18 protein-coding genes and 1 pseudogene are annotated in these 22,306 nt (G+C 49.9%); 12 read left to right on the top strand and 7 right to left on the bottom strand.

All coding sequences use genetic code 11. The annotated features are described in order from the left end of the window. Positions 1-24: 24 nt before the first annotated feature. Entirely contained in the window at positions 25-456 is a 432-nt protein-coding gene (locus ACO0K9_RS14040) for an NINE protein (protein ID WP_422985906.1), read from the top strand. 162 nt (positions 457-618) lie between these two features. Next, on the top strand, positions 619-1,554 hold the full coding sequence (locus ACO0K9_RS14035) for an alpha/beta hydrolase family esterase (RefSeq protein ID WP_422985904.1): 936 nt from the start codon (positions 619-621) through the stop codon (positions 1,552-1,554). 346 nt (positions 1,555-1,900) lie between these two features. Here the strand turns inward: ACO0K9_RS14035 and ACO0K9_RS14030 are convergent, their stop codons facing one another. The 5 genes from ACO0K9_RS14030 to ACO0K9_RS14010 all read right to left on the bottom strand — a co-directional run bounded on the left by ACO0K9_RS14030 (position 1,901) and on the right by ACO0K9_RS14010 (position 8,085). Further along, positions 1,901-2,800, bottom strand: a complete 900-nt coding sequence (locus ACO0K9_RS14030; protein ID WP_422985902.1) for a hypothetical protein — start codon at positions 2,798-2,800, stop codon at positions 1,901-1,903. Positions 2,801-3,026: 226 nt separating this feature from the next. After that, a complete protein-coding gene (locus tag ACO0K9_RS14025; protein WP_422985900.1) occupies positions 3,027-3,938 on the bottom strand; it encodes an alpha/beta hydrolase family esterase in 912 nt (303 codons plus the stop codon). Between the two features lie 316 nt (positions 3,939-4,254). Further along, positions 4,255-6,045, bottom strand: coding sequence for an acyl-CoA dehydrogenase (locus ACO0K9_RS14020; protein ID WP_422985898.1), 1,791 nt, complete (start codon positions 6,043-6,045; stop codon positions 4,255-4,257). Positions 6,046-6,314: 269 nt separating this feature from the next. After that, positions 6,315-7,244, bottom strand: coding sequence for an electron transfer flavoprotein subunit alpha/FixB family protein (locus ACO0K9_RS14015; RefSeq protein WP_422985896.1), 930 nt, complete (start codon positions 7,242-7,244; stop codon positions 6,315-6,317). A gap of 88 nt (positions 7,245-7,332) precedes the next feature. After that, complete coding sequence (locus ACO0K9_RS14010) at positions 7,333-8,085, bottom strand: electron transfer flavoprotein subunit beta/FixA family protein (protein ID WP_422985894.1); 753 nt, start codon at positions 8,083-8,085, stop codon at positions 7,333-7,335. A gap of 529 nt (positions 8,086-8,614) precedes the next feature. Between ACO0K9_RS14010 and ACO0K9_RS14005 the strand changes: the two genes are divergently transcribed. From ACO0K9_RS14005 to ACO0K9_RS13960, 10 genes and pseudogenes are all read left to right on the top strand, one after another. Then, a complete protein-coding gene (locus ACO0K9_RS14005; RefSeq protein ID WP_422985892.1) occupies positions 8,615-9,868 on the top strand; it encodes a cytochrome-c peroxidase in 1,254 nt (417 codons plus the stop codon). 53 nt (positions 9,869-9,921) lie between these two features. Continuing rightward, positions 9,922-11,295 (top strand): hypothetical protein, encoded by a 1,374-nt coding sequence (locus ACO0K9_RS14000; RefSeq protein ID WP_422985890.1) that lies wholly within the window; start codon positions 9,922-9,924, stop codon positions 11,293-11,295. A 9-nt stretch (positions 11,296-11,304) separates the two neighbouring features. Further along, positions 11,305-11,841, top strand: a complete 537-nt coding sequence (locus ACO0K9_RS13995) for an FMN-binding protein (protein ID WP_422985888.1) — start codon at positions 11,305-11,307, stop codon at positions 11,839-11,841. Then, positions 11,838-12,668, top strand: coding sequence for an FAD:protein FMN transferase (locus tag ACO0K9_RS13990; RefSeq protein ID WP_422985886.1), 831 nt, complete (start codon positions 11,838-11,840; stop codon positions 12,666-12,668). The genes ACO0K9_RS13995 and ACO0K9_RS13990 overlap by 4 nt, the downstream gene beginning before the upstream one ends. A 33-nt stretch (positions 12,669-12,701) precedes the next feature. Continuing rightward, positions 12,702-13,190 (top strand): DUF4405 domain-containing protein, encoded by a 489-nt coding sequence (locus tag ACO0K9_RS13985; protein ID WP_422985884.1) that lies wholly within the window; start codon positions 12,702-12,704, stop codon positions 13,188-13,190. A 353-nt stretch (positions 13,191-13,543) separates the two neighbouring features. Further along, positions 13,544-13,687 (top strand): annotated as a pseudogene (locus ACO0K9_RS13980) (two-component sensor histidine kinase); the annotation flags it as partial. A 305-nt stretch (positions 13,688-13,992) separates the two neighbouring features. Continuing rightward, complete coding sequence (locus ACO0K9_RS13975; RefSeq protein WP_422985882.1) at positions 13,993-16,899, top strand: TonB-dependent receptor plug domain-containing protein; 2,907 nt, start codon at positions 13,993-13,995, stop codon at positions 16,897-16,899. Further along, positions 16,899-17,924 (top strand): PstS family phosphate ABC transporter substrate-binding protein, encoded by a 1,026-nt coding sequence (locus ACO0K9_RS13970; RefSeq protein ID WP_422985880.1) that lies wholly within the window; start codon positions 16,899-16,901, stop codon positions 17,922-17,924. Before ACO0K9_RS13975 ends, ACO0K9_RS13970 begins: the two co-directional genes overlap by 1 nt. After that, on the top strand, positions 17,921-18,952 hold the full coding sequence (locus ACO0K9_RS13965) for a PstS family phosphate ABC transporter substrate-binding protein (RefSeq protein WP_422985878.1): 1,032 nt from the start codon (positions 17,921-17,923) through the stop codon (positions 18,950-18,952). The genes ACO0K9_RS13970 and ACO0K9_RS13965 overlap by 4 nt, the downstream gene beginning before the upstream one ends. A 15-nt stretch (positions 18,953-18,967) precedes the next feature. Then, entirely contained in the window at positions 18,968-20,059 is a 1,092-nt protein-coding gene (locus tag ACO0K9_RS13960; RefSeq protein WP_422985876.1) for a PstS family phosphate ABC transporter substrate-binding protein, read from the top strand. A 274-nt stretch (positions 20,060-20,333) separates the two neighbouring features. On the opposite strand, the gene ACO0K9_RS13955 is transcribed toward ACO0K9_RS13960, so the two are convergent. Both ACO0K9_RS13955 and ACO0K9_RS13950 read right to left on the bottom strand, forming a co-directional pair. Further along, positions 20,334-21,101: a hypothetical protein gene (locus ACO0K9_RS13955; RefSeq protein WP_422985874.1), complete on the bottom strand. Its 768-nt coding sequence runs from the start codon at positions 21,099-21,101 to the stop codon at positions 20,334-20,336. Then, complete coding sequence (locus tag ACO0K9_RS13950) at positions 21,098-22,150, bottom strand: YncE family protein (RefSeq protein WP_422985872.1); 1,053 nt, start codon at positions 22,148-22,150, stop codon at positions 21,098-21,100. Before ACO0K9_RS13950 ends, ACO0K9_RS13955 begins: the two co-directional genes overlap by 4 nt. Positions 22,151-22,306: the final 156 nt, after the last annotated feature.

Below are 22,306 nucleotides of genomic sequence, written 5' to 3'. Positions count from 1 at the left end.
CTTCACTCTTGATGACATGCTGCAATGACACTCACCAATAACAATACACCGCATAAAAATAAAGCCCTGACAACATTCCTGGCCGCCGTATTTGGTTCTATCGGCGTGCACCGCTTTTATCTTGCTGGCAAAAAAGACAAATGGGGCTGGTTGCATTTCAGCTCACTGCCACTCAGCATGGTCATCCATTATTTCTATTTTGGCAAACCTGAAATCGTGCAATACAGTCCCCTGCTGATTTCTTTCCTGGCCGCCATACTGGAAGCGCTGGTCATGGGCCTGACATCGGATGAAAAATGGGATGCCAGGCATAATAGCAAATCCGGCCAGACCAGCGACTCAACCTGGCCACTGGCCCTGCTGCTGGTACTAACCCTGGGTGTAGGTGCCTTTGTACTGATCGCCGCCATCGCCCGCACCTTTGATCTGTTGTACACAGGCGGTGCATACGGCTGAAAAAATGGCGCCTGTACGCATATAGCGTGCGCCCTTGGTTTCAATTGTTGAAATGCCCTCAATCGTCATCATTGAGGGCATTTTTTATTTAAAAGTGAAGTCCATTTATGTGTCACGACATAAACAGGACTTACGCAAAATTGCCCCAACTACACCTATCCTTTGAGAAACCTCTCTTGCAGGGGAGGTCCGTTACGTCGGCAGGCAGAGAAAAGTGAAGCCGGTCGCTTCATCAACGGTAGCTACAGCAATGCGCACGGCAAGCGTGGCTATAAACTGTACATTCCCTCTTCTTATACGGGGCAAGCCTTGCCACTGATAGTCATGTTGCATGGATGCACCCAGGGACCGGATGATTTTGCCACCGGCACAGGCATGAACCTGATCGCCGAACAACAGCAATGTATCGTTGTCTATCCCGCTCAGGAACAGGGTGCAAACAGCTCAAAATGCTGGAATTGGTTTAAGGCAATGGACCAGAAGCGCGACCAGGGCGAACCCGCCCTGATTGCCGGTATCACACGCGAAATTATGGCCAATTACCATATCGACCAGCGCCGCGTATTTATCGCAGGCATGTCGGCGGGTGGTGCCATGGCGGCGATCATGGCAGATGTCTACCCTGAGCTGTATACAGCAGTAGGAATACATTCCGGCTTGCCATTCGGTGCGGCGAGCGATTTACCTTCGGCATTGGCCGCCATGCGTGGTGCTGCCAGTCAAAGTAAAGCGTCGTCTAGCGGTGCCGCCATACCTATCATCATTTTCCATGGCGATCAGGACCACACTGTCAACAGCAAGAATGCCGACCATATCATGACGCGCTATCTCGACAGCAATCCATCAGGAATGCTCAGCGCGCAAAAAGAAAGCGGTTACGGAAAACATGGTCGTCGCTACACGCGCACGCACTATGCGGAAAATGACTCTTCCGGGCAAGCTGGCATCAAGTCCGCCCATGCTGAACATTGGGTAATTCATGGAGCTGGTCATGCCTGGTCCGGCGGCAACAGTCAGGGTAGCTATACAGATGCATCGGGACCTGATGCCAGCACCGAAATGCTGCGTTTCTTTCTGTCACAAGTAGCCTTGCCGTAATGGAGAGGTGGGTGAAAACCCAGGAACATGATCGTCAGACACACGCCAGAATTAAAGACCGGTCACAGGCCGATATTTAATTCTGGTTACAAGATTCCATGATGTATTGATGTCTGCCTGCAAGCCGCAATGTCATGGATATAGTTTCATTTTTCTGAAACGCATTTCATCCATACGATGAAATGAAGGTGACAGAATTAGCGCACAAACAAGGCGATCAGGATAACGATAGGCAGAGGTATGCCAAGTAGTAAAAGTAAAATTGAACGCATGATAGGCTCCGAAAAATTATAATACGATGTAACCCCTTGTAGCCCCTTGCCCCACGAAAGAGCAAGGGTGAGGACTATGAAATCAGATGTGCCTGATCCCGCTGACGGCCGCCCAGTGTGGCTGCCAGGCTGGCGACAAATGCCCCCAGCAGTAAGGCTACAAACATCCACAGGGCAGAATTTGCAGCTGCCTTGCGCGCCTGGTCAGCAGCTACTTTGGCTGCGTTTTTGGCATCTGTTACTTGTTTATTCATTTGATCAAAGATCGCATCAACGCGTTTTGTTGCATCCATCGGTGTCATTTCCGCCCGCTTGGCAATCATGCTGGACAAATAGTCACGGTCACCCATTGACAATCCACCGGCCGCTATACCTGTCGATAAGATCCGGCCCACTTCCATACGTAGGGCACTGTTATTGCTGTCTGCAAGAACCTGCCCGGAGCGTAATAGCATATCCGCATAATAATCAACCCGTCTCGTTTTTGCATTGTCTGTCGTTGATGCTGATGCCGCTGTTATCGCCGTTACTTTCGCGGCATTCCCCGCTACATCCACTGCGCCACTTACCATACTGTGAACAGCACCGGCCAGTAAGCCCACTGTCAACAAAGAAGCCACGGCCCATGCCAGCATGCCATGCGCGGTGTCGCGGAAGTACACTTCGTCGTCGTGCACATTACTCCATTTGACGCGTAAGCGGCCGGCTATGTAACCACCAACACCGGATGCCGCAAGCTGCGTAAAAGCAAGCCAGACAATCGCCGATATGCCCATTACCGCCGCGTTATACGACCATGGTGACACCGACGATAAACCCAGACCTGCCCCCAACATCAAAAGTATCAAAGAAAGTGCGGCAGCCGTCACAGCACCTGCCAGCACCGCGCCCCAGGACACGCCCGACGTTCCTGAACGGGAAGCATTTTCGTGGTTGACTACCCGCCTATTTTCGTCCGTCGTATTGTTGTTCATAAAGGTATCCATCCGCTTTCAATTGGTTTTATTCACAATGAGATTTCAAGTGTTTTCACTAAAACATTCAAGAATGAACTCAGCATATGCACGAGGTTTTTTGATGTCTGTGTGTTGACCAACACTGCATAATAAATTTCGTGCCAGCGAAAAAAATCAGGCACACACGTAAAAACAGCGGGGCAAGAAAGAGCAGTGCAAGAACGCCGGGCCAGGATGTGAAATTTCAGCTTGGATAGGCAAATTGCTTGTTGGAAAAAGTCCAGATCATGCCGGACGCGTCAGGGCCTTTAGGATCACTGTAGGCATGGCCCGCAGCGCCGCCACTCCAGGCATGTGCCAGTCCGTTCACCTCGCACAAGCTGACCATGATTTGCTCCTGAATGCGATAGTCGGTGATTGTTGCCGGGTAACGTGCGCCGCGTTGTACGGTACGTGGCTTGCCCGCTTTCGCGCCCGCCTGCTTGGCCCATTGCTGCGCCAGCAGTGCGCCATTGACAGGTGCAACGACGTGGTCTTTACTGCCCTGTATGACCAGCAAAGCAGGTAACTTCGCTCCTGCTGGCAGTGATTCGGCAACCAGCCTGCGCCCACGCATGGCCGTGATGGCTGTCGCGGAGGAATGTGCAAGCCCTGTTGCAATGCCCGAATGCATGGCAAGTACCCGAAAGCGTTCAGGGCGACGTAGCGCCACAAGTGCGGCCATACTGGCTCCGGCCGACAATCCGGCCAAGGCGATGCGGCTACTGTCTACCGGCTGCGACAAACAGATTTGATCGATCACCGCATCGATAGAACCGGCCTCGCGTTGCGCCCTGCCCGACCGCGTGTCATACCAATTCCAGCAAGCCTGAATATTCGCCAGACGCTCTTGCTCCGGGTACAGCACTAGAAAGCGTTCGCGCCTGGCAATTTGATTCATTCTGGTGCTTGCCGCCAGTGCTTCAGCATCTTGCCCGCAACCATGCAGCATGACCATCAGAGGAAGCGACTCCGTGCGCCGCACGCCCGGTGGTTTATACAGACGGTAACGCCGTGCACCTGTCATGCCGACAGTGACTCCAGCCTCCCCGCTGTCCTTAGCGGTGGGTCGTGCTGTGGCTGGCAGGTGTTTGGGTGTTTTCGGTACTGCCGTCAAGGTTTTCTTGATCACCCTGCTCGTTGTTGTCCTCGCTTTCCTCGCTATCTTGTTGATGATGCGTGTGAAAGATTTTCTCCATAATGTCTTGCTGCTGCGTTTAGTCATCCTTTGATGGTAAAGGTGAATGCTAACAACCTCTATGCGCTAACGTACACAGGATTTACAGAAGATCAGGCAGGGAAAAGTAAACAGGCAGTAACGCAGTAACGCAATTACGATTACACCAAAGCGGGATTTGAGTATAAAAAAACGGATCATTCATTTGAATGATCCGTTTTTTTTAAACAGACAATTTATCTTCCTGCAGCCATCATCAGAACTGGTCTTCAGCTAAAGCCATGACACCGGCACTGCCATCCACAATCGCCGACCGCAAGCCTTGCGCGGCGGACAGGATATGGTCAGCAAAATAACGTGCCGTGGCGATCTTGGCTTTCATGAAAGCGGCATCGCCCTCGCCTGCATCCAGTTTTTGCTGGGCGATGATGGCAGCACGTGCCATTTGCCAGCCACCAAAGACAATACCCGCCAGCTTCAGGTACAGGACGCTGCCGGCAAACACGCCTTTGATATCTTGCTTGAAGTTGGTGACCACATAATCAACCACGCTTTCCAGTGCAGCAGTACCGGCTGCCAATTGACGCTGTATCGCCAGCATGTCGACAGAACCTATGGCCGCCAATTGCGCCTCGGTCGCACGCATGTCGGCGATAAAGGCTTTGGCAGTGGCACCACCATCGCGTGACGTCTTGCGGCCCACCAGGTCATTCGCCTGGATGGCAGTGGTGCCTTCATAAATCGTCAAAATCTTGGCGTCGCGATAGTGTTGTGCCGCGCCGGTTTCTTCGATGAAGCCCATGCCGCCATGTACCTGCACGCCAGTCGATGTGACATCCAGCGACATTTCAGTCGACCAGCCTTTGACGATAGGCACCAGGTATTCATACTTGGCCTGGTTGGCCTTGCGTACTGCTGCATCGGCGTGATGATGGGCGAAATCGCTGATACCGGCAGCCACATAAGCCAGCGCACGTGCGCCCTCCGTCTGGGCGCGCATGGACATCAGCATGCGGCGTACATCCGGGTGATTGATGATGGCAACCGGGCCAGCGGAGCCCGCCAGGTCACGCGACTGCACGCGGTCTTTGGCGTATTGCACGGCCTTTTGGTAAGCGCGCTCTGCCACGCCTATGCCCTGCATGCCAACGCCAAAGCGGGCGGCGTTCATCATGATGAACATGTATTCGAGGCCACGGTTTTCCTCGCCAACCAGGGTGCCCAGAGCACCACCGTTATCGCCGAATTGCAATACTGCAGTCGGGCTGGCCTTGATGCCCAGCTTGTGTTCTATCGATACGCAGTGGGCGTCATTGCGCGCACCAAGGCTGCCATCGGCATTCACCAAAAACTTCGGTACGATGAACAGGGAAATACCTTTCACGCCTTCCGGTGCGTCCGGCGTGCGTGCCAGTACCAGGTGGACGATATTTTCTGCCATATCGTGTTCACCATAGGTGATGAAAATCTTGGTGCCAAACACTTTGTACGTACCATCGCCTTGTGGTACCGCCCGTGTGCGTACCATCGCCAGGTCAGAACCGGCTTGTGGTTCGGTCAGGTTCATGGTGCCGGTCCATTTGCCGGAAATCAGGTTTTCCAGGTAGATGGCTTTTTGTTCGTCGCTGCCAGCGGTCAGCAGGGCTTCAATCGCGCCATCGGTCAGCAGTGGACACAGGGCAAACGAGATGCTGGCCGCATTCAGCATTTCTATGCACGGCGTCGCCACCAGCTTGGGCAAACCCTGGCCGCCAAATTCTTGCGGATGCTGCACACCCTGCCAGCCTGCCTCTCCAAACATCTTGAAGGCTTCTTTAAAGCCCTTGGTGGTGAAGACTTCGCCGTCTTTCCAATAGCTGGGTGCCTGGTCGCCAGGCCAGTTCAGCGGGGCGACCACTTCACCGGCAAACTTGGCGTTTTCTTCCAGCACGGCTTCTACGGTTTCTGCCGTCGCATCTTCACAGCCAGGCAAGGCATTCACTTGCGCCAGGCCGGCCAGTTCATTGATGAGGAACAGCATGTCCTTGACAGGGGCAACATAGCTCATTTTTGTATCCCAAAAAAAGAAAAGGGGCAGGTCAGGAAGATCGCCTTAATGATGCGATAAACCGCTTACCTGTCCCCGTCAAGCCACCGCAGCGGCCAACAAATTAGAACCTGCTCACGATCTTACTGCGCGGGCGTGATCAAGGTTCATGCGCTGCTCAAAATGCTCATGTACTTAAGTACATTCCGCTTTTTGCGCTGCGTTTTTTGTTACCCTCGGCCTCGCTGACGCCCGCTCGCTACAGATCGTGAACAGGTTCTTAGGTTTTTTTAGCCCAGCTCAGCAACCAGTTGTGGAACGATTTCAAACAAATCGCCAACGATGCCATAATCAGCTACCGAGAAAATCGGTGCTTCCGGATCTTTGTTGATGGCGACGATGGTTTTGGAATCTTTCATACCGGCCAGATGCTGGATCGCGCCAGAGATACCGACGGCGATATACAACTGCGGCGCAACGATCTTGCCGGTTTGTCCCACTTGCCAGTCATTCGGTACAAAGCCGGCATCCACCGCAGCGCGGGATGCGCCCATGGCTGCACCCAGCTTGTCAGCCAGCGGTTCCAGAATCTTGAAGTTGTCGCCAGAACCCATGCCACGGCCACCAGAAACGATGACTTTGGCAGCGGTCAGTTCAGGGCGATCAGACTTGGCCACTTCGCGCGAAACAAAAGCGGATTTACCAGAATCAGCAACCGCAGTAATTGTTTCAACAGTCGCAGAGCCACCAGCGGCAGCGGCATCAAAACCCGTGGTACGCACGGTGATGACCTTGATAGCATCGGTCGATTGCACGGTAGCGATGGCGTTACCGGCATAGATAGGACGCTCGAACGTATCAGGGCTGTCTACCTTGGTGATTTCAGAAATTTGCGAAACGTCAAGCTTGGCTGCTACGCGTGGCAAAATGTTTTTGCCGTAGGCAGTTGCCGGTGCCAGGATATGGCTGTAGCCGGAAGCGATAGCCAATGCCTGTTCAGCCACGTTTTCTGCCAGGCCATCTGCAAAATGCGCTGCATCTGCATGCAATACTTTGCTGACGCCAGCGATTTTTGCTGCCGCTTGGGCCGCAGCACCCGCATTATGGCCAGCAACCAGTACGTGTACATCTGCGCCGCATTGTGCAGCGGCAGTGATGGTATTCAATGTGCTGCCCTTCAGGCTAGCATTGTCGTGTTCAGCGATGACGAGTGTAGTCATGATGTCTTCCACTTGATATGCTGCCAGGATCCCTATCCCGACAACAAAAATTATTCTTAAATTCTGTCTCTAATTCAGCGGTCGAAAATTAACCAATAACCTTGGCTTCATTTCTCAGCTTGGCAACCAGTGTCGCCACGTCAGGCACCTTGATACCGGCGCTGCGTTTTGCTGGCTCGGTAACTTTCAAAGTCTTGACGCGAGAAGCAACGTCCACACCCAGGTCAGCCGGTTTGACATTGTCCAGTTGTTTTTTCTTGGCCTTCATGATGTTAGGCAAAGTCACATAACGCGGCTCATTCAAACGCAAGTCTGTGGTGATGATGGCTGGCAGTGTCAGCGACAATGTTTCCAGGCCGCCATCCACTTCGCGGGTGACGGTGGCTTTACCATCAGCAACCGTGACTTTGGAAGCAAAAGTCGCCTGTGGCCAACCCAGCAAGGCTGCCAGCATCTGGCCGGTCTGATTGCAATCGTCATCAATCGCCTGTTTGCCGAGAATGATCAATTGTGGTTGTTCTTTGTCAGCCAATGCCTTGAGCAATTTGGCCACAGCCAGCGGTTGCAGTTCTGCATCGCTTTCAACCAGGATGCCACGGTCAGCACCAATGGCCATGGCAGTACGCAGGGTTTCCTGGCATTGCGCCACACCGCAAGAAACAGCCACGACTTCAGTCACAACGCCCGCTTCTCTCAAACGGGTCGCTTCTTCAACAGCGATTTCATCAAATGGGTTCATGGACATTTTAACGTTGGCGATATCAACGCCAGAGCCATCAGATTTGACACGTACTTTGACGTTGTAATCGACGACGCGTTTGACTGGTACCAGGACTTTCATAGTTCTGCCTTTATGAGCTAATTGGGAAATACCGAAGGTGATACGAATATAAACTGCTTAAATGATGAATACCAAAACTGAAATTTTGACGCCTGACGCTGCCACTAAGCTTGCAGTTCTAACCAGACGCACCGAATTCTGTACGCAAAGAACTCTTCACGCATTAATTTTTCACGCTTTTATTCTTGATACTACTGCGCTTTCGCATCCATAAATTGACGTATACGTAAATTGTAGTGATTATAAAACGAAAACATCAACATTTTGCATAATTTAGCACGAGCGTTCTTTTTAATCCACTTTCGCAATAGAGAAGAAAGTCTAATTGAATCTGATTGCCTAACGTATATGTCGCTCAACGGGGTTAGCTTCTCTGGCAGGCAATCTGGTCTACAAAGAGCCAGATTGCAATGCAAATATAGCAATTGCAAAACCTGCGCTTGCTTGGCGAGCGATTATTAATTTATAATAACAATCATTCTCATTTGCGTTTATATCACCCCTGCCGGGCGTACCTACGGATTCAATGATGTCATTTATTTCAGATGTCCTGAAAAGGACTGTCGCGATACCTTGTTTTTCTCAAAACCTGTCCGCTATAGCTGTTGCCGCCATTGTGTTGAGCCTGGCTGCATGTGGGGGAGGCAGTAGCAATAGCAGTACTGCGGCCAGTGGCACGCCCGCGGTACAGGATGCCGGCATGAGCGCGGCGGCACAATTGGGTGAGAAGATCTTCAAGGATGTGAGCCTGTCAGCCTCAGGCAAGATGTCTTGCGCAACTTGTCATGACGCTGACAACGCCCATGCCCAAAAAAATGACCTGAGTGTGCAATTGGGTGGGCCCAATCTGGACGTGCCAGGTTTTCGTGCCGTGCCCTCTTTGCGCTATCTGGATTTGACTCCGGCGTTCTTTTTTGCTTCCGATGGCACACCCACTGGTGGTTTTACCCGCGATGGCAGGGTCAACACCCTGGCACAACAGGCAGAGACACCCTTCCTGGCAGCGCATGAGATGGCCAACAAAAACAGGGCAGATGTGGTTACGAAACTGCAAAGAGCCAGTTATGTGAGTGAATTCAGGTCAGTCTTTGGAAATACCATTTTTGACAACACCGATACAGCATTTGAGCGGATTTTGTATTCGTTACAGCAATACCAGAAAGAAGACAGCGATTTTCACCCCTATGACTCAAAGTACGATCAGTTCCTTGCTGGCCGCGCTAAGTTAAGTGATGCTGAATTGCGTGGCCTGGCTTTATTCAACAATCCTGTTAAAGGTAATTGCGCGGCCTGCCACATCAGCAACAAAAGTGCAAACGGCGCGCCACCCTTGTTTACCGATTTCACGTTCGACAATCTCGGTGTCCCGCGTAATACAGCCATTCCGGCCACGGCGGACCCCGCCTATTTTGATTTGGGCCTGTGTGGCCCGGATCGTACCGACCTCACCACACGTGCTGACTTGTGCGGCGCTTTCAAGGTACCAACACTGCGCAATGTAGCAACCCGCAAAGTTTTTTTCCATAATGGTAAATTCAAGACCTTGCGTGATGCTGTGAATTTTTATGTGCGTCGCGATACCAATCCTGAAGAGTGGTTCCCCTATGGCGCAAACGGTAATGTCGTCAAATTCAATGACTTGCCTGCTGCGTATGTTGCCAACGTGAATACCAAGGAAGTGCCCTATAACCGCCAACGCGGCATGGCCCCTGCCCTATCGTCTGACGAAGTGGATGATGTCGTCAAGTTCCTGGCAACACTCAACGATGGCTACAAACCTTGAGCATTTGAACTGGTCAACGTCACATAGAAATTTTGAATAACTGGAAAACCATCATGAAAAAATCGTTCTTGGCCAAAGCAGTATTAGCGACCCTGATCTCCGGGACATTTGCCGCCCCTGTGTATGCAGGTGAAGCCGAATTGCTGCAAAAAATAGAAAAACTGGCAGCAGAGCTGGAAGCCATCAAAGCGGAGCTGGTAGCAACCCGCAAAAAAACTGAAGTGGTTGAACAAAAACAGGATGTCATGATCAGCAATGCAGCCAAGGCGCAAGCAGCGTTACCTGCTGCACCGATTGCACCAATTGCACCCATTGCGCCACTGGCGTCAGCACAAACGAATGACGGCAACAATGAAGGCTTGCACAAGTCTGTGCAACAAACCGTTGTCAGTAGTTATGGCGAAATTAATTACACCCGTCCGCGTGAAGCCAGCAACCAGGCACAAACGGATGTCGCACGCGCGGTGATAGGCATCACTCATCGTTTCAGTGAAAAAACCAAAATGGTGGCTGAATTTGAATGGGAACACGCGGTCACCTCCAAAGACGACAATGGCGAAAGCGAAGTCGAACAATTGTATGTCGAGCATGAAATCAAACCCGGTCTGTCTGCCAAGGCAGGTTTGTTCCTGATACCAGTCGGCTTCATCAATACCAGCCACGAGCCGACTGCTTACTATGGTGTACAACGTAATTTTGTAGAAACCGCGATTATCCCCTCGACCTGGCGTGAAGCAGGTTTTGGCTTGTCTGGCTCCCACGACAATGGCCTGAGCTGGGACATTGGTCTGACCACAGGTTTTGACTTGACCAAATGGGATGCCAATTCTGGTGATGGCCGTGAATCACCTTTGCGCGCCGTCCACCAGGAAGGCCAACAGGCCAAATCGCGTGACCTGAGCCTGCATGCAGCCGCAAATTGGCGTGGTGTACCCGGCCTGTTAATGGGTGGATCGATATTCTCCGGCAAGGTCGGGCACGCTACGACCGACTTTGCAGCAAACGATGCCCGCGTCACACTGTGGGATTTGCATGCCCGCTACAATCCCGGCAAACTTGACCTGACTGCCCTGTATGCACGCGGTACCATCAGTAATACCGATGCACTGAACCTGAGCTTTGCTGGTCAACCCAATCCGGTACCGTCGGCATTTGCGGGCTGGTATTTGCAGGGCGCTTACCAGTTGTGGAAAAATGAAGACTATAGCCTGACACCGTTCCTGCGTTACGAGCAGTTTAATACCGCCAAATCTTACGCGACCATGCCTTTGGGTCTGGGCGTGGCTACTGGCCCGGATGAAAAAGTGACTACCATCGGCGTTAGCTTCAAGATCGGTGAAGGTGTAGTGCTCAAGACAGATTATCAAAAATTCAAACAGGACAGCAGCCGTGATCGTTATAATCTCGGCGCTGGTTACTCTTTCTGATGTAAATTTATGTCCAAGCTTGCTCCTTTATCCTTGATTGCTGTTGCCGGTTTCAGCGGCAATGCTTTTGCCACGCAATACCTGAGCATGGAGCAGGCACAACAGGCGATATTTCCCGAAGCCAGCAGTTTTAAGTCACTGCCATTGCAACTCGACGCTGCGCAAATGAAGCAGGTAGAAAAGCTGGCTGGCTTGCCCGCACGCTCAGTTGCCTGGCGTACAGTCGCTGCTTACAAGGACGATAAATTGCTGGGCTACGTCGTATTTGATGACGTGATAGGCAAGTTTGAATTGATTTCCTATGCGGTGGGTTTGCAAGCAGATGCCAGTGTGCACCAGGTAGAAATACTTGCTTATCGTGAAAGCCATGGTTTCGAAATCCGTAATACCAACTGGCGCAAGCAATTTGTGGGCAAGACGGCCACCAGTGGCCTGGCGATAGGTGAAGGTATTGCCAATATCAGTGGTGCTACCTTGTCTTGCGCGCATGTCACTGATGGGGTGAGACGTATTGCCGCCATTGTCCAGGTTGCTCTTAAGAAATGAAACGCCGCGCTCAACCAGGACTGGGTACTCTGGTTGAAATCAGTCTGTACGATGATCTGGATGAGTTGCAAAGCCGTGCGGCCTTCCAGGCTGGTTTTGCGGCAATACATGACATTCATCGTCTGATGAGTTTTCATATGCCTGACAGTGACATTAGTCGCTATAACCGTGCGGCTGTCGGCAAGCTGTTGAAAATTAATACGCACACTGCCAAGGTGTTGATCACTGCCAGGCACATGCATCAAGTATCAGACGGCTTGTTTGATATTCGTGTCGCCAGGCGTCTGGTTGAATGGGAATATTTACCGACCCCTGCACCGCTATTTTCCAGTACCCGGTCCAGCAGCGCTGCCGAGATGTATGACGTGTCGCCTGATGGCGAGATTGAAAAATGTAGTGACGACTGGCTGGACCTGGGCGGTATTGCCAAGGGTTACGCCGTAGATTGTTCCATTGCTGCCTTACAGGCCTGTGGTGTACAGCATGCCTGCGTCAATGCCGGTGGTGATTTACGCGTACTAGGCCGGGCTCAGACGGTGCTGATACGTGACCCACATCATCCACAAAGTGCAGCAAGACAGATGCAACTGGCTGATCGGGCCATGGCGACGTCGGCCAGCTATTTTTCCCGCAAAGACAAGGCTGACAAGGTGTTGAGCGCGCTAGTCCACCCACTGACAGGAAAAGCCATTGTTGACCAGCATAGCTATACTGTCGTTGCACCAAATTGCGTATCGGCCGATGCCCTGACCAAGGTGATTGCCACCAGTGGCGATGCGCAACATCCATGTTTGCGCCTGTATGATGCAGAAGCTTTTATAATCTGAATCTTGATCCGTTTCCTGTCTGCTCACACTTACATGCGCACCAACAAACACAGCCTGCATCACCGTCATTTGGCGACTGCCACCGCCCAGCAATTCAAGCTTGAAAGCTGGCACAGGTATGCGCTATATGCGCTGGTCACAGTGCTGTTCGTCAGTGGTATCGCCTGGTTGCTGGCACGTTACTTCCTGCGTAGTGCGGGCGAGTTTGGTGAAAATATCCATCCGCTGGAACACTGGGCGATGCAAGCCCACGGTGCGTTCATTATTCCTTTGAGTTTTCTTGCGGGCGGCTTGCTGTTTCAACACATGCGCCGTGCCCACCGTGCACAACGTAATCGCAATAGTGGCTGGAGTATGATCGCTACCCTGGTCTGGCTGGCATTGACAGGCTATGCCCTGTATTACTTCGCCAGCGAAGCCTTGCGCCCATACTGGTCAGCTGCACATTGGATCATTGGCTTGAGCTTACCTCTGCTTCTGTGCTTGCATATACGTTTGGGGCGTCGTCATCCAGTTAATTGAACTAAAGTTGCAAAAGCTTTGCATGGGCTAATATTATGAACAATAATTTATGCTATGTTTGTGAGCAAAGTGAGCAGCTTAGTTTGATTGCTGTAGATCTAAATGGAAATTTATCAATGGTCGATCAGTAGGTTTGTACTACCAAACTGATTACACCGATAACAGGTCGCTTTGCTGAATGCGGTAAGCAGGTCGGGCATTTTCGTCAACTTATTCGCCTTATTTTAAGTGCGGTCGCCTCAGAAAACGGAAAACAATTTTCGGAGCGGCCCAGTGTCAGCTAAGTCAGTTTTCCTATTCTCTTCATTGCGCAAATATCTGCGTTATTTGTGGCACCAGAAACCAGCGTTAGCGACGAAATTGCATGTGACAGTGCCTTGCGTAGTTTGATGCCGTTTCTAATCTTGGTTCCCATCCTGCTTTTGATCGTGGCTGACCTTGTCCGCAAGATGTTCCGTCCCATCGCTTCTTTGTCAGTAGAAATCGACCTGCGCGCGTCAGTGGTCGCGTGCGTTGACGTAGGCAAACAATGCCAGATAACACTCACTGACGCATTTAAGCAACATCTTTTTCATTTAAGAACGTCGATCCAAAGCTTAGCAAGCGCCTACCAGTGCACGATTGAATCAATCCATTGATCTTGAAAAAATCAGAAACAATTCAGGTTAGATTTAGTTTTATAGCGCAACTTCCTATTCAGAACATAAAAAAGTTCTGGGAACCATACTCATAATGGCGCCAGCGAAATAGGAGACAGCTTGTCACCCGCGTGATTGGCTGAATATATAAAAAAGGAGACACAATGAAAAACCGTACCAAAATGAAAAAGGCGTTCACTGCTAGTTTGATGTTGGCGACTGGAATGAGTTCCCCGATTTTTGCCTCAGCAACTCCACAGGATCGACAAGCAGAACCCGGAACCAGCGAAACCAAAACACAGCAAGTCGTAGTTACCGGTTCCAGTATGCCGGTTGATCCCGACAAAGTTGCTGTAAGCGTAGTAATGGTTGATGCTGAACAGATGGCAAAGACTGGAGTCAGTTCCAATCTACTGGATATATTACGGAAACAAATACCCTCTTTTCAGGGGCGCGGTAATGCGGGCAGTAGCAACGCCAATAACACCAACCAAAATACTGCAGGCGGTTCGCAAGTGCAGTTGCGTAACCTTGATACTTTAATTTTGGTCAATGGTCGCCGCCTGGCAATCAGTAGTATTGCCGGCATTGGCGGCAAGGCCTTTGTGGACGTGAATCAGATTCCTCCTTCAGCAATTGAAAGAATAGAGGTTCTTCCTGACGGTTCATCGGCAATCTACGGATCGGATGCCATCGGGGGTGTCGTCAACATTATTCTAAAATCGAATTACAATGGGGCTGAACTCAATGGTCGCTATGCTACTGCGAACGATTACTCAGAACAGTCCACTTCTTTCACTCTCGGCAAAAACCTTGGCGCGTTTAACCTGACCGTATCGGGCAGCGAATCAAGCAACACACCACTATACCAACGCCAAAGGCCATTCTCTACCCCAATCACCGGGCGTATTTCTGTGGTGCCAGGAACCATAGGCGGTGCATCCCCGGGTATACTTGCGGCCAGCATTGACACCCCCGGCAATAACAATCCAACAGGTGCCGGCGCGATCAGCTCTTCAATTGCTGCCCTTTTTGCAAACGGTACCTATGTACCTGCAAGTACTGCTGGCATTGCTAACAGCTATGATATTTCCCAATTCCAGACCTTGTTGTTAAAGCAAGAACAGCGAGCGCTCAGCGCGAACTTGACTGGCGACCTGATCCCAAAGAAATTAAGCTTGTTTGCTGATGCAGAAGTATCGAGAAACAAGAGTTTCACTCAATTTTTGCCTATCACTACGACGCTGACGGTGCCAGCCGGTGCGCCGTCAAATCCGCTAAATACAAATTTTTCTGGCGTGAATTTTGCGTATTGGCCATTACCTCGCCAGTTTAACAATGACGCAGAGACCTCGCGCGCAACGATAGGTTTACGAAGCAATCTCGGTGACGGATGGGGTTGGGAAACCGCCTATGTCCACAGCCAAAATGATTTACAGCAAAGGCAATCGAATGTCATCTACAAAACTAATCTTCCACTCGCTGTTGCTGGTGGATACGACGCCAACGGCAATGCAGTAGCAGGTGGTGCGTATAGTAAAGTATATAGCGGTTTTTCTAAGAACAATGCTTTGGTATTGCAACCGGCCCTGGACCCTTTCGCACGCAGTAAAGGAGTCAACATAGCAGCGTTGGCGAATGTCTATGGGACAGAAGTGATCGATACTTCTAGCCAGCTCGATTCGTTTGATGCTTCAGTACACGGTTATGTGATGAAACTCCCGGCAGGTAAGCTAGGGTTCGCTGCAGGCATTAGTTCGCGCAAGGAAAGTCTTTCAGCACATACCGATCCAAACGGCAACAATACCGGCGCCACCGCACAGCAATGGATAGGCGGGACGTATGCAGACGCCTTTGACAAGAGCCGCACGGTTGACGCTGTCTATGCAGAATTTCGGGCACCTATCACGAGTGCCACTTGGGCACTGCCTGGACTGCATGCCCTTGACCTTGTCGGTGCTTATCGCTACGAACGTTACAGCGATGCAGGAGAAGCTACGGTACCAAAGATAGGTTTTCGCTGGCAGCCCTTTAGCGCAGAGCTGACGGTTCGAGGCGCATACTCGAAATCATATACTGCACCAACATTGTTCGCCAAGTATGGTCCGACCGACACACGTACGGTTGGCAGCGGCGTTATTACCACTGTATTTGGTATTGCTAATCCGGGTTTCAATGGTGAAGATGGCAACAACCCTGGTCTGGAGGCCAGCAAGTCGCAAACGCGCTCTTTAAGTTTTTCATGGGAGCCAAATGGCCTACCTGGACTGACCTTAGGTGGTGAATATCACGACGTATCACAACGCGGATATCCCGGAGGAATAGGCTTTACCAATATTCTGCAAAGCGTTGATCAACAAGGTTCGGCATCTCCATTCTCTGCCAATCTGGCAAAGGGTAATTTCCCTGGATTGCCAGGCGCGATCGCTTTTACAAATCCTGGGGAATTAGGTAATTATCTGCGAGCCGACCCGAACAATGCTAACAACGTGTACGCAATCGATCGTTTTACTAACTTGGGTGGCTTACGTGTAAAGTCATACAGCATCAACGCTGAATATGAAATGCCTACCGATGCAGGCGCATTCTCTATCTCTACCGCAGGAACAATTTTTTCGTCTTATCAATTCCAGGCTTTACCATATCAAAAATTTTATGAATATGCTGGTACTGCAACCAATGGCGGCACCGGCGTACAAGGAACCTTGCCCAAGTATCGTTTCTATACGGTTTTCGGATGGAAAAAGAATAACTGGGATCTTACGATAGGTAATACCTATGTGTCAGCTGTAACCGACCTTGGTGCCGGTGGTTTGGTGTATGAAACCAGCACCACCTTAAAACCTATGGATGTAAGTTCATATTCCAGTTGGGATATCCGTCTTGCCTACAGCGGCGAACATTTAATGGGTAAATACGGCAAAGCTTGGACTGTCGCGTTTGGGGTTAACAACATCACCAATAAAATGCCACCTCTTTCTCCGCAGGCATTTACTGACAACAACGCCGACGCAGCAAGTTATTCGCCTATCGGACGTTTGTACTATCTCACAGCAAACGCCAAATTCTGATGACTTATTCACGATTTTCATTTTTGCTGATTGGTGGTGCACTGCTTTTTGATTCACTCACCGCTTGTGCACAGCCCAGGGCTGAATATGTGGCAGATAAACCTGTCAGTGGTTTTATTCGCATTTGGGGGCACGGCAGCTTAAATGAAAATTATCTGGCGTCGTTAATGAGCGCTTGGGAATTGGGCCTTCATCAGTTTCAGCCGAATATACGTTTTCAAACCACACTCAGAGGTAATTCTACTGCAATTGGTGGTTTATACACTGGAGCAGCTGATGTTGCATTGATCGAACGCCGCCCAATTTCCATCGAGCTTGATGCCTACCAGGCTATCTTCAAGCAGGATCCTTTTGAAATTGTGGTGGCTACCGGCAGCCTAGACGTACAAAATCATAACCCTGCACTGGTTGTTTTTGTTCATAGCAATAATCCACTTAAGAGCTTAACGTTAGCGCAACTGGATGCAATAATCAGCGCGGATCATCGCCGCAGCACAAAACCGATACACACCTGGGGTGAACTTGGCCTTACTGGCGCATGGAAAAACAAGACCATCAAGGTATATATTCCTGCCATTAGCTCAATGGAATCGCAATTCCTGGAACAAACTGTGATGGGTGGTAGCCAGAAATGGACAGCGAATCTGCGTGAATTCAATGCGGTGCCCAGACACTCAGATCCGGGTCGAAAAATTCTTGATGCACTGGCCAAAGACCAGTATGCAATTGCAGTGTCAACTATGGTCAATAAAAATGTGCAAGTTAAACCGCTGTCACTGGCAATCAACGAAAATAGCCCTAACATTTATCCTTCCCGTGAATCTGTTGCACAACGCAGCTATCCCTTAACCCGGAGCATCTCCATTTTCATCAATCATACGCAAGGACAAACAATCACTCAGCCATTAAAAGAATACTTGCGTTATATTCTTAGTGCACAAGGTCAGGCAGACATCGAACGCGACGGTATGTATTTTCCTCTGAATCCAGAAATCTTGGCGCAAGAACGGAGTAAGCTTAATTGAAAATACACTCTTTTCTGCTGTTTGTCATTGCACTCGCTTTCGACAGTGCCTATAGCAAAGAGCCGGACTATCTGGCCAATCTTTCACCATACCATGCGCACCGACCAGTCAGTGGAACCATACGCATAGGGGGGAATCCATATATACCCGAATTAATGCAGGCATGGCAGGACGGTTTTCAAAAACATCAGCCTGGTGTTGGCTTTGTGACCGATATGAAAGGAACCGAGACAGCAATGGCTGGACTGTACGCCAACATTGCAGATATTGTTTTCATCGGCCGAGAGCCCTACCGCCCCGAAATAGAAGCATTTGAAGATTGGTATGGCTATTCACCAACGGGCGTCAAGATAACTTCCGGTAGTTATGCAACCCAGCACAAAACCTTTGCGCTGATGGTCTACGTGAACAAGAAAAATCCTTTATCCAAATTAAGCTTGAGTCAACTTGATGCACTGTATGGTGTGGAACGTAAGCGTGGCGCAAAGTCTGCCATCCGAACCTGGGGGCAACTTCGATTGAGCGGCTCCTGGCGTCATAGACCAGTGCACGTGTATGGCTATAATTTCGACACCGGTATGGCTGGTTTCTTCAAACTCACCGTACTCAAAGGAAGTGATCGTTGGAATCCCGAGTTGCGCGAATTCGACAATGGTCGTACTGCAGACGGTAATGTGATTAATGCCGGCACCTATATCCTGAATGCACTAGCCAACGATCCTGACGGCATTGCATTTGCAAATGTACTTTTTGAAAATACGAGTGTCAAAAGCATTTCTCTTGCAGAAAAGAACGGTGGTCCCTACTTCGCTCCCAGTAAGGAAATGGCATGGCGTCGCGACTATCCACTAACGCGCTATAGCACTGCATTTATTAACCGTCCCCCAGGACATGAAGTAGATCCAAAAGTTGAAGAATTCCTGCGCTACATTTTAAGTAGAGATGGTATGGAGGCCGTTGTTAACGATGCGGCCTTTTTACCTTTAAATATAGAAGAAATCCGCAATGGATTAAAAACTCTGGACTGACACAGTGGAGACGTCATGCCCTCTTTAAACTTTAAATTACCGCTTGTACTTACACTACTCCATTTAAATTGTTCCGTTCAAGCTACATGCGTACTAAATGAGCTTCCCAAATACCAACCACAACAACAGGTTTCTGGCACGATTCGTAACTATGGTTTCGGATTAGGTGGTGTTTTAAAAAAATGGGAAGAACAGTTCCGCCATTACCACCCTGATATACATTTTCAAGATACCTTACCTAGCAGCGATACTGCATTTCCTGCACTGGTCACGGGCCAGACTGACCTTGCTCCTGATGGTGGTGAACCTGCAATTACAGAGATACTTTCCTTCTTCGAAGTATACGGTTACCACGCGCTCGATATTACGGTTGCATCTGGCACCTATGATGTGGATGGCAAGTCACCAGGAATTGTGGTTTATGTCCATCGTGACAATCCTCTTTCGCGCCTGACGATAGCTCAATTGGATGGAATTTTCGGAGCCGAACGCAACGGTAGTTTGCGCGGTTTCAAATGGAGCCTCAATGACAAACGCAGTGACGAGGAAAACATCCGTACCTGGGGGCAACTAGGCTTGTCCGGTGAATGGGCCGACAAGGCAATTCAAACCTATGGCCACGCACCGTCGGGGACTTCGCGTTTTTTTCAATTGAAAGTACTAAAAAACAGTGACAAATGGAATCAAAATTTACGCGAATACGTAGAAACAGGAAGCAAAATGATTTCGGATGATGATCTCGCGCAAGAAGGTGGGCTTCAGCATATGCTCAGCAAGGAACTTGCCAATAACAAATACGGGATGGCCTGGTCTATTGCCCCGCAGGCAAAAAAAATATCAGGCATAAAAGCACTAGCACTTGCTGCAAAGGAAGGCGGTCCCTATATCGCGCCAAGCAAAGCAAGCTTTCAAGACCGCAGTTATCCCTTAGTACGGAATTTGTATATTTACCTCAATCGTAAGCCTGGGACAGCCATAGAGCCGAAACTCAAGGAATTTCTGCGTTACGTTTTAAGTCGCGAAGGGCAACAAGAAGTCACTGTCAATGGCAGCTACTTACCCCTCCCCCCCACAACGGTATGCGAACAATTGGAAAAATTAGAATAAATAAGACTTACGCAAAATCGCCCTAGCTGCGTTGCAGCTCCTCGCCCCAGAGCCACGCACTATTCGTACTGTCTTCGTCGCTGCGGTGTAGTCGGGGTTTCAGACAACATATTGTCGGGCCACGAACCGAACATCCCCCTGCAAGGGATGCTCCCCAAAGCAACAGCATGGCTGGGATGATCTTTCGTAAGCCCTAATAAATTTAAAAATAAAACCTGACTATCTCTGGCTCCAACTGCGTCAAACAAGCGATAGTCAAATTTTTCTATTCCGTTTATTTGTGCATTGCGTAACTCCAGGTGAGCCCCGCGCGCAACTCACTAATGTTTTCTCCACTGCTACTGGCACGACGGAGAGCGACGTCAAAGGAAAGGTCCTCACTGTGTTTCCAGATCATGCCCACTAATACTGATCCCGTGCGTCCGCCAGATTTGTCCCGTTCGATGTAAGTTTCTGCCACTGGTCTGACCTTTTCTTCAGCATCTCCTTCGATGATCAAACCCAGAAATCGCGCCGCATTCTGTGCTCGTGTTCGCGTAAGTGCAGCATTGAGATGAACCGTGGCCACATTGAAGCGATGAGATATGATCCCGGCGCAAGTGGCACCATTTCCTGACACACCATGAATTTCAGGTAACAGCACGCCACATTCAGCGGCTATACTGACACCGCTTCCGCCATCCTGCAGATTACCTGTGCGGAATAGATGCTTGACCGAAAGTGCTGTGTCACCGAGACTCGTTTGATATCTGACATCGTTTGCAGCTATCAGATGGTTGATGCGTCCCTCCAATACAATTTCAGTATTGCCGTCGAAACCGAAGTTTGCGACAAAAGACGGTACGACCAGAGTTCGATCTGTACCATTTTTGACGTACCCCAGAGGACCAAGCTCAAGTTCGAAAATGCCAGGTTCAGCTACACTCGCATCCGTGCCATCAAATGGGCGATACGCGTGGGCAGGAACTGCTAACATTCCCGTAGCCATTACCATCATCAACGAGCCCAGCCATTTGTGATTGTGATGTTTCGCCACCTTCATTTCATTTCCTTAATGAGGGGTTCAACATTGTAATTCAGCACTGCAGCACCAGTATTGCCGTCCCCTGGAGACACTGCCGCATAAAAGCGACTGAGTTGAGGTACAAAAATGGCTGTCTTGGCACCATGTGCTGAAGGCACACGCGCTAGTTCATGGTAATGATCGGCATCATCCTGTTGATATACGCCAATGAAATCGTCACCGGCCAAATAAATGCGGCGATTCTGTTTATCGAAAATCGCTTCGTTTGTACGTTCTGGTGCAGCAAAGCTGGCAACAGTCGCACCGGTTTTGGTATTCAAAATGAGTAGTTGATAGGGCTTACGTGTCACTACAAACAGGCGCTCACTGACTTCGTCAAATGCCATTGCCGCATTCATTTTTCCTTCGGCAATGGGCCAGGTTTTGACAACAGACAAGTTTTCTTTATCGACAACCGCGACGTGATTCATACCAGTTACGTTGATGTATAGATGCTTGCCGGTTTCTTCGATGGCCATCGCTTCCACTTTGTCTGTATCAAATTTCAACTCACCGACTTGCTTCCCTGTGTGGGGATTTACTTTTGCCAAAAAGGAATTCGCGAGATTACCGTTTTTCCCGCCAGTGACTATGTACATGTTCTTGGCATTGGTGTCATAGCCCATGGAATCAGCACCAGGCTTAAGCTGAATAGAACCTATAAGTTGATATGTACTTGCATCAAAAATCTTGGTGTGGCCGGCACCGCTATCGGTAACCACAAGTCGATTGCTGTCTTCCAGATAAAGGATACCGTGTGGTATTTCAACGCCGTTGATCGTCTTCAGATGTTTTCCTGAAATAAGGTCAAACACTTCCAGCGTTCCGTGATCTTCGGCCGCCAGGAAAAGACGCTTCCCCTTTACATCCACTGCGAAATGATCAAAATCACCTGTATATTCAGGCAATTCGACGCGATTGTCTAAGTGCAGCACGGTTTGCAGCGGTTCCGCACTATGTGCCTGACTGGCAAGGAAGCCAAGCAGCACCAGTGAACAACCAAAAACTGTGGAATGTCGCAAAAACATTGTGAATCTCCTATGATTTGATAAACAGCAAGTCTCAGTGCATCATGGGGATTCATCCTGAAAGCAACCTGAACGTGGTATGAATGATCTTTCAGCGATGTAAAATTCAGGAAGATTTCAGGTTAATGCGTGATGATCTGTATGGCCAATCTGATG

It is taken from the genome of Undibacterium sp. Ji50W, assembly GCF_049340445.1.
GTDB lineage: Bacteria > Pseudomonadota > Gammaproteobacteria > Burkholderiales > Burkholderiaceae_D > Undibacterium.
Note: the sequence above shows the minus strand (reverse complement) of the source record. Positions and strands in the feature narration are given on the sequence as shown.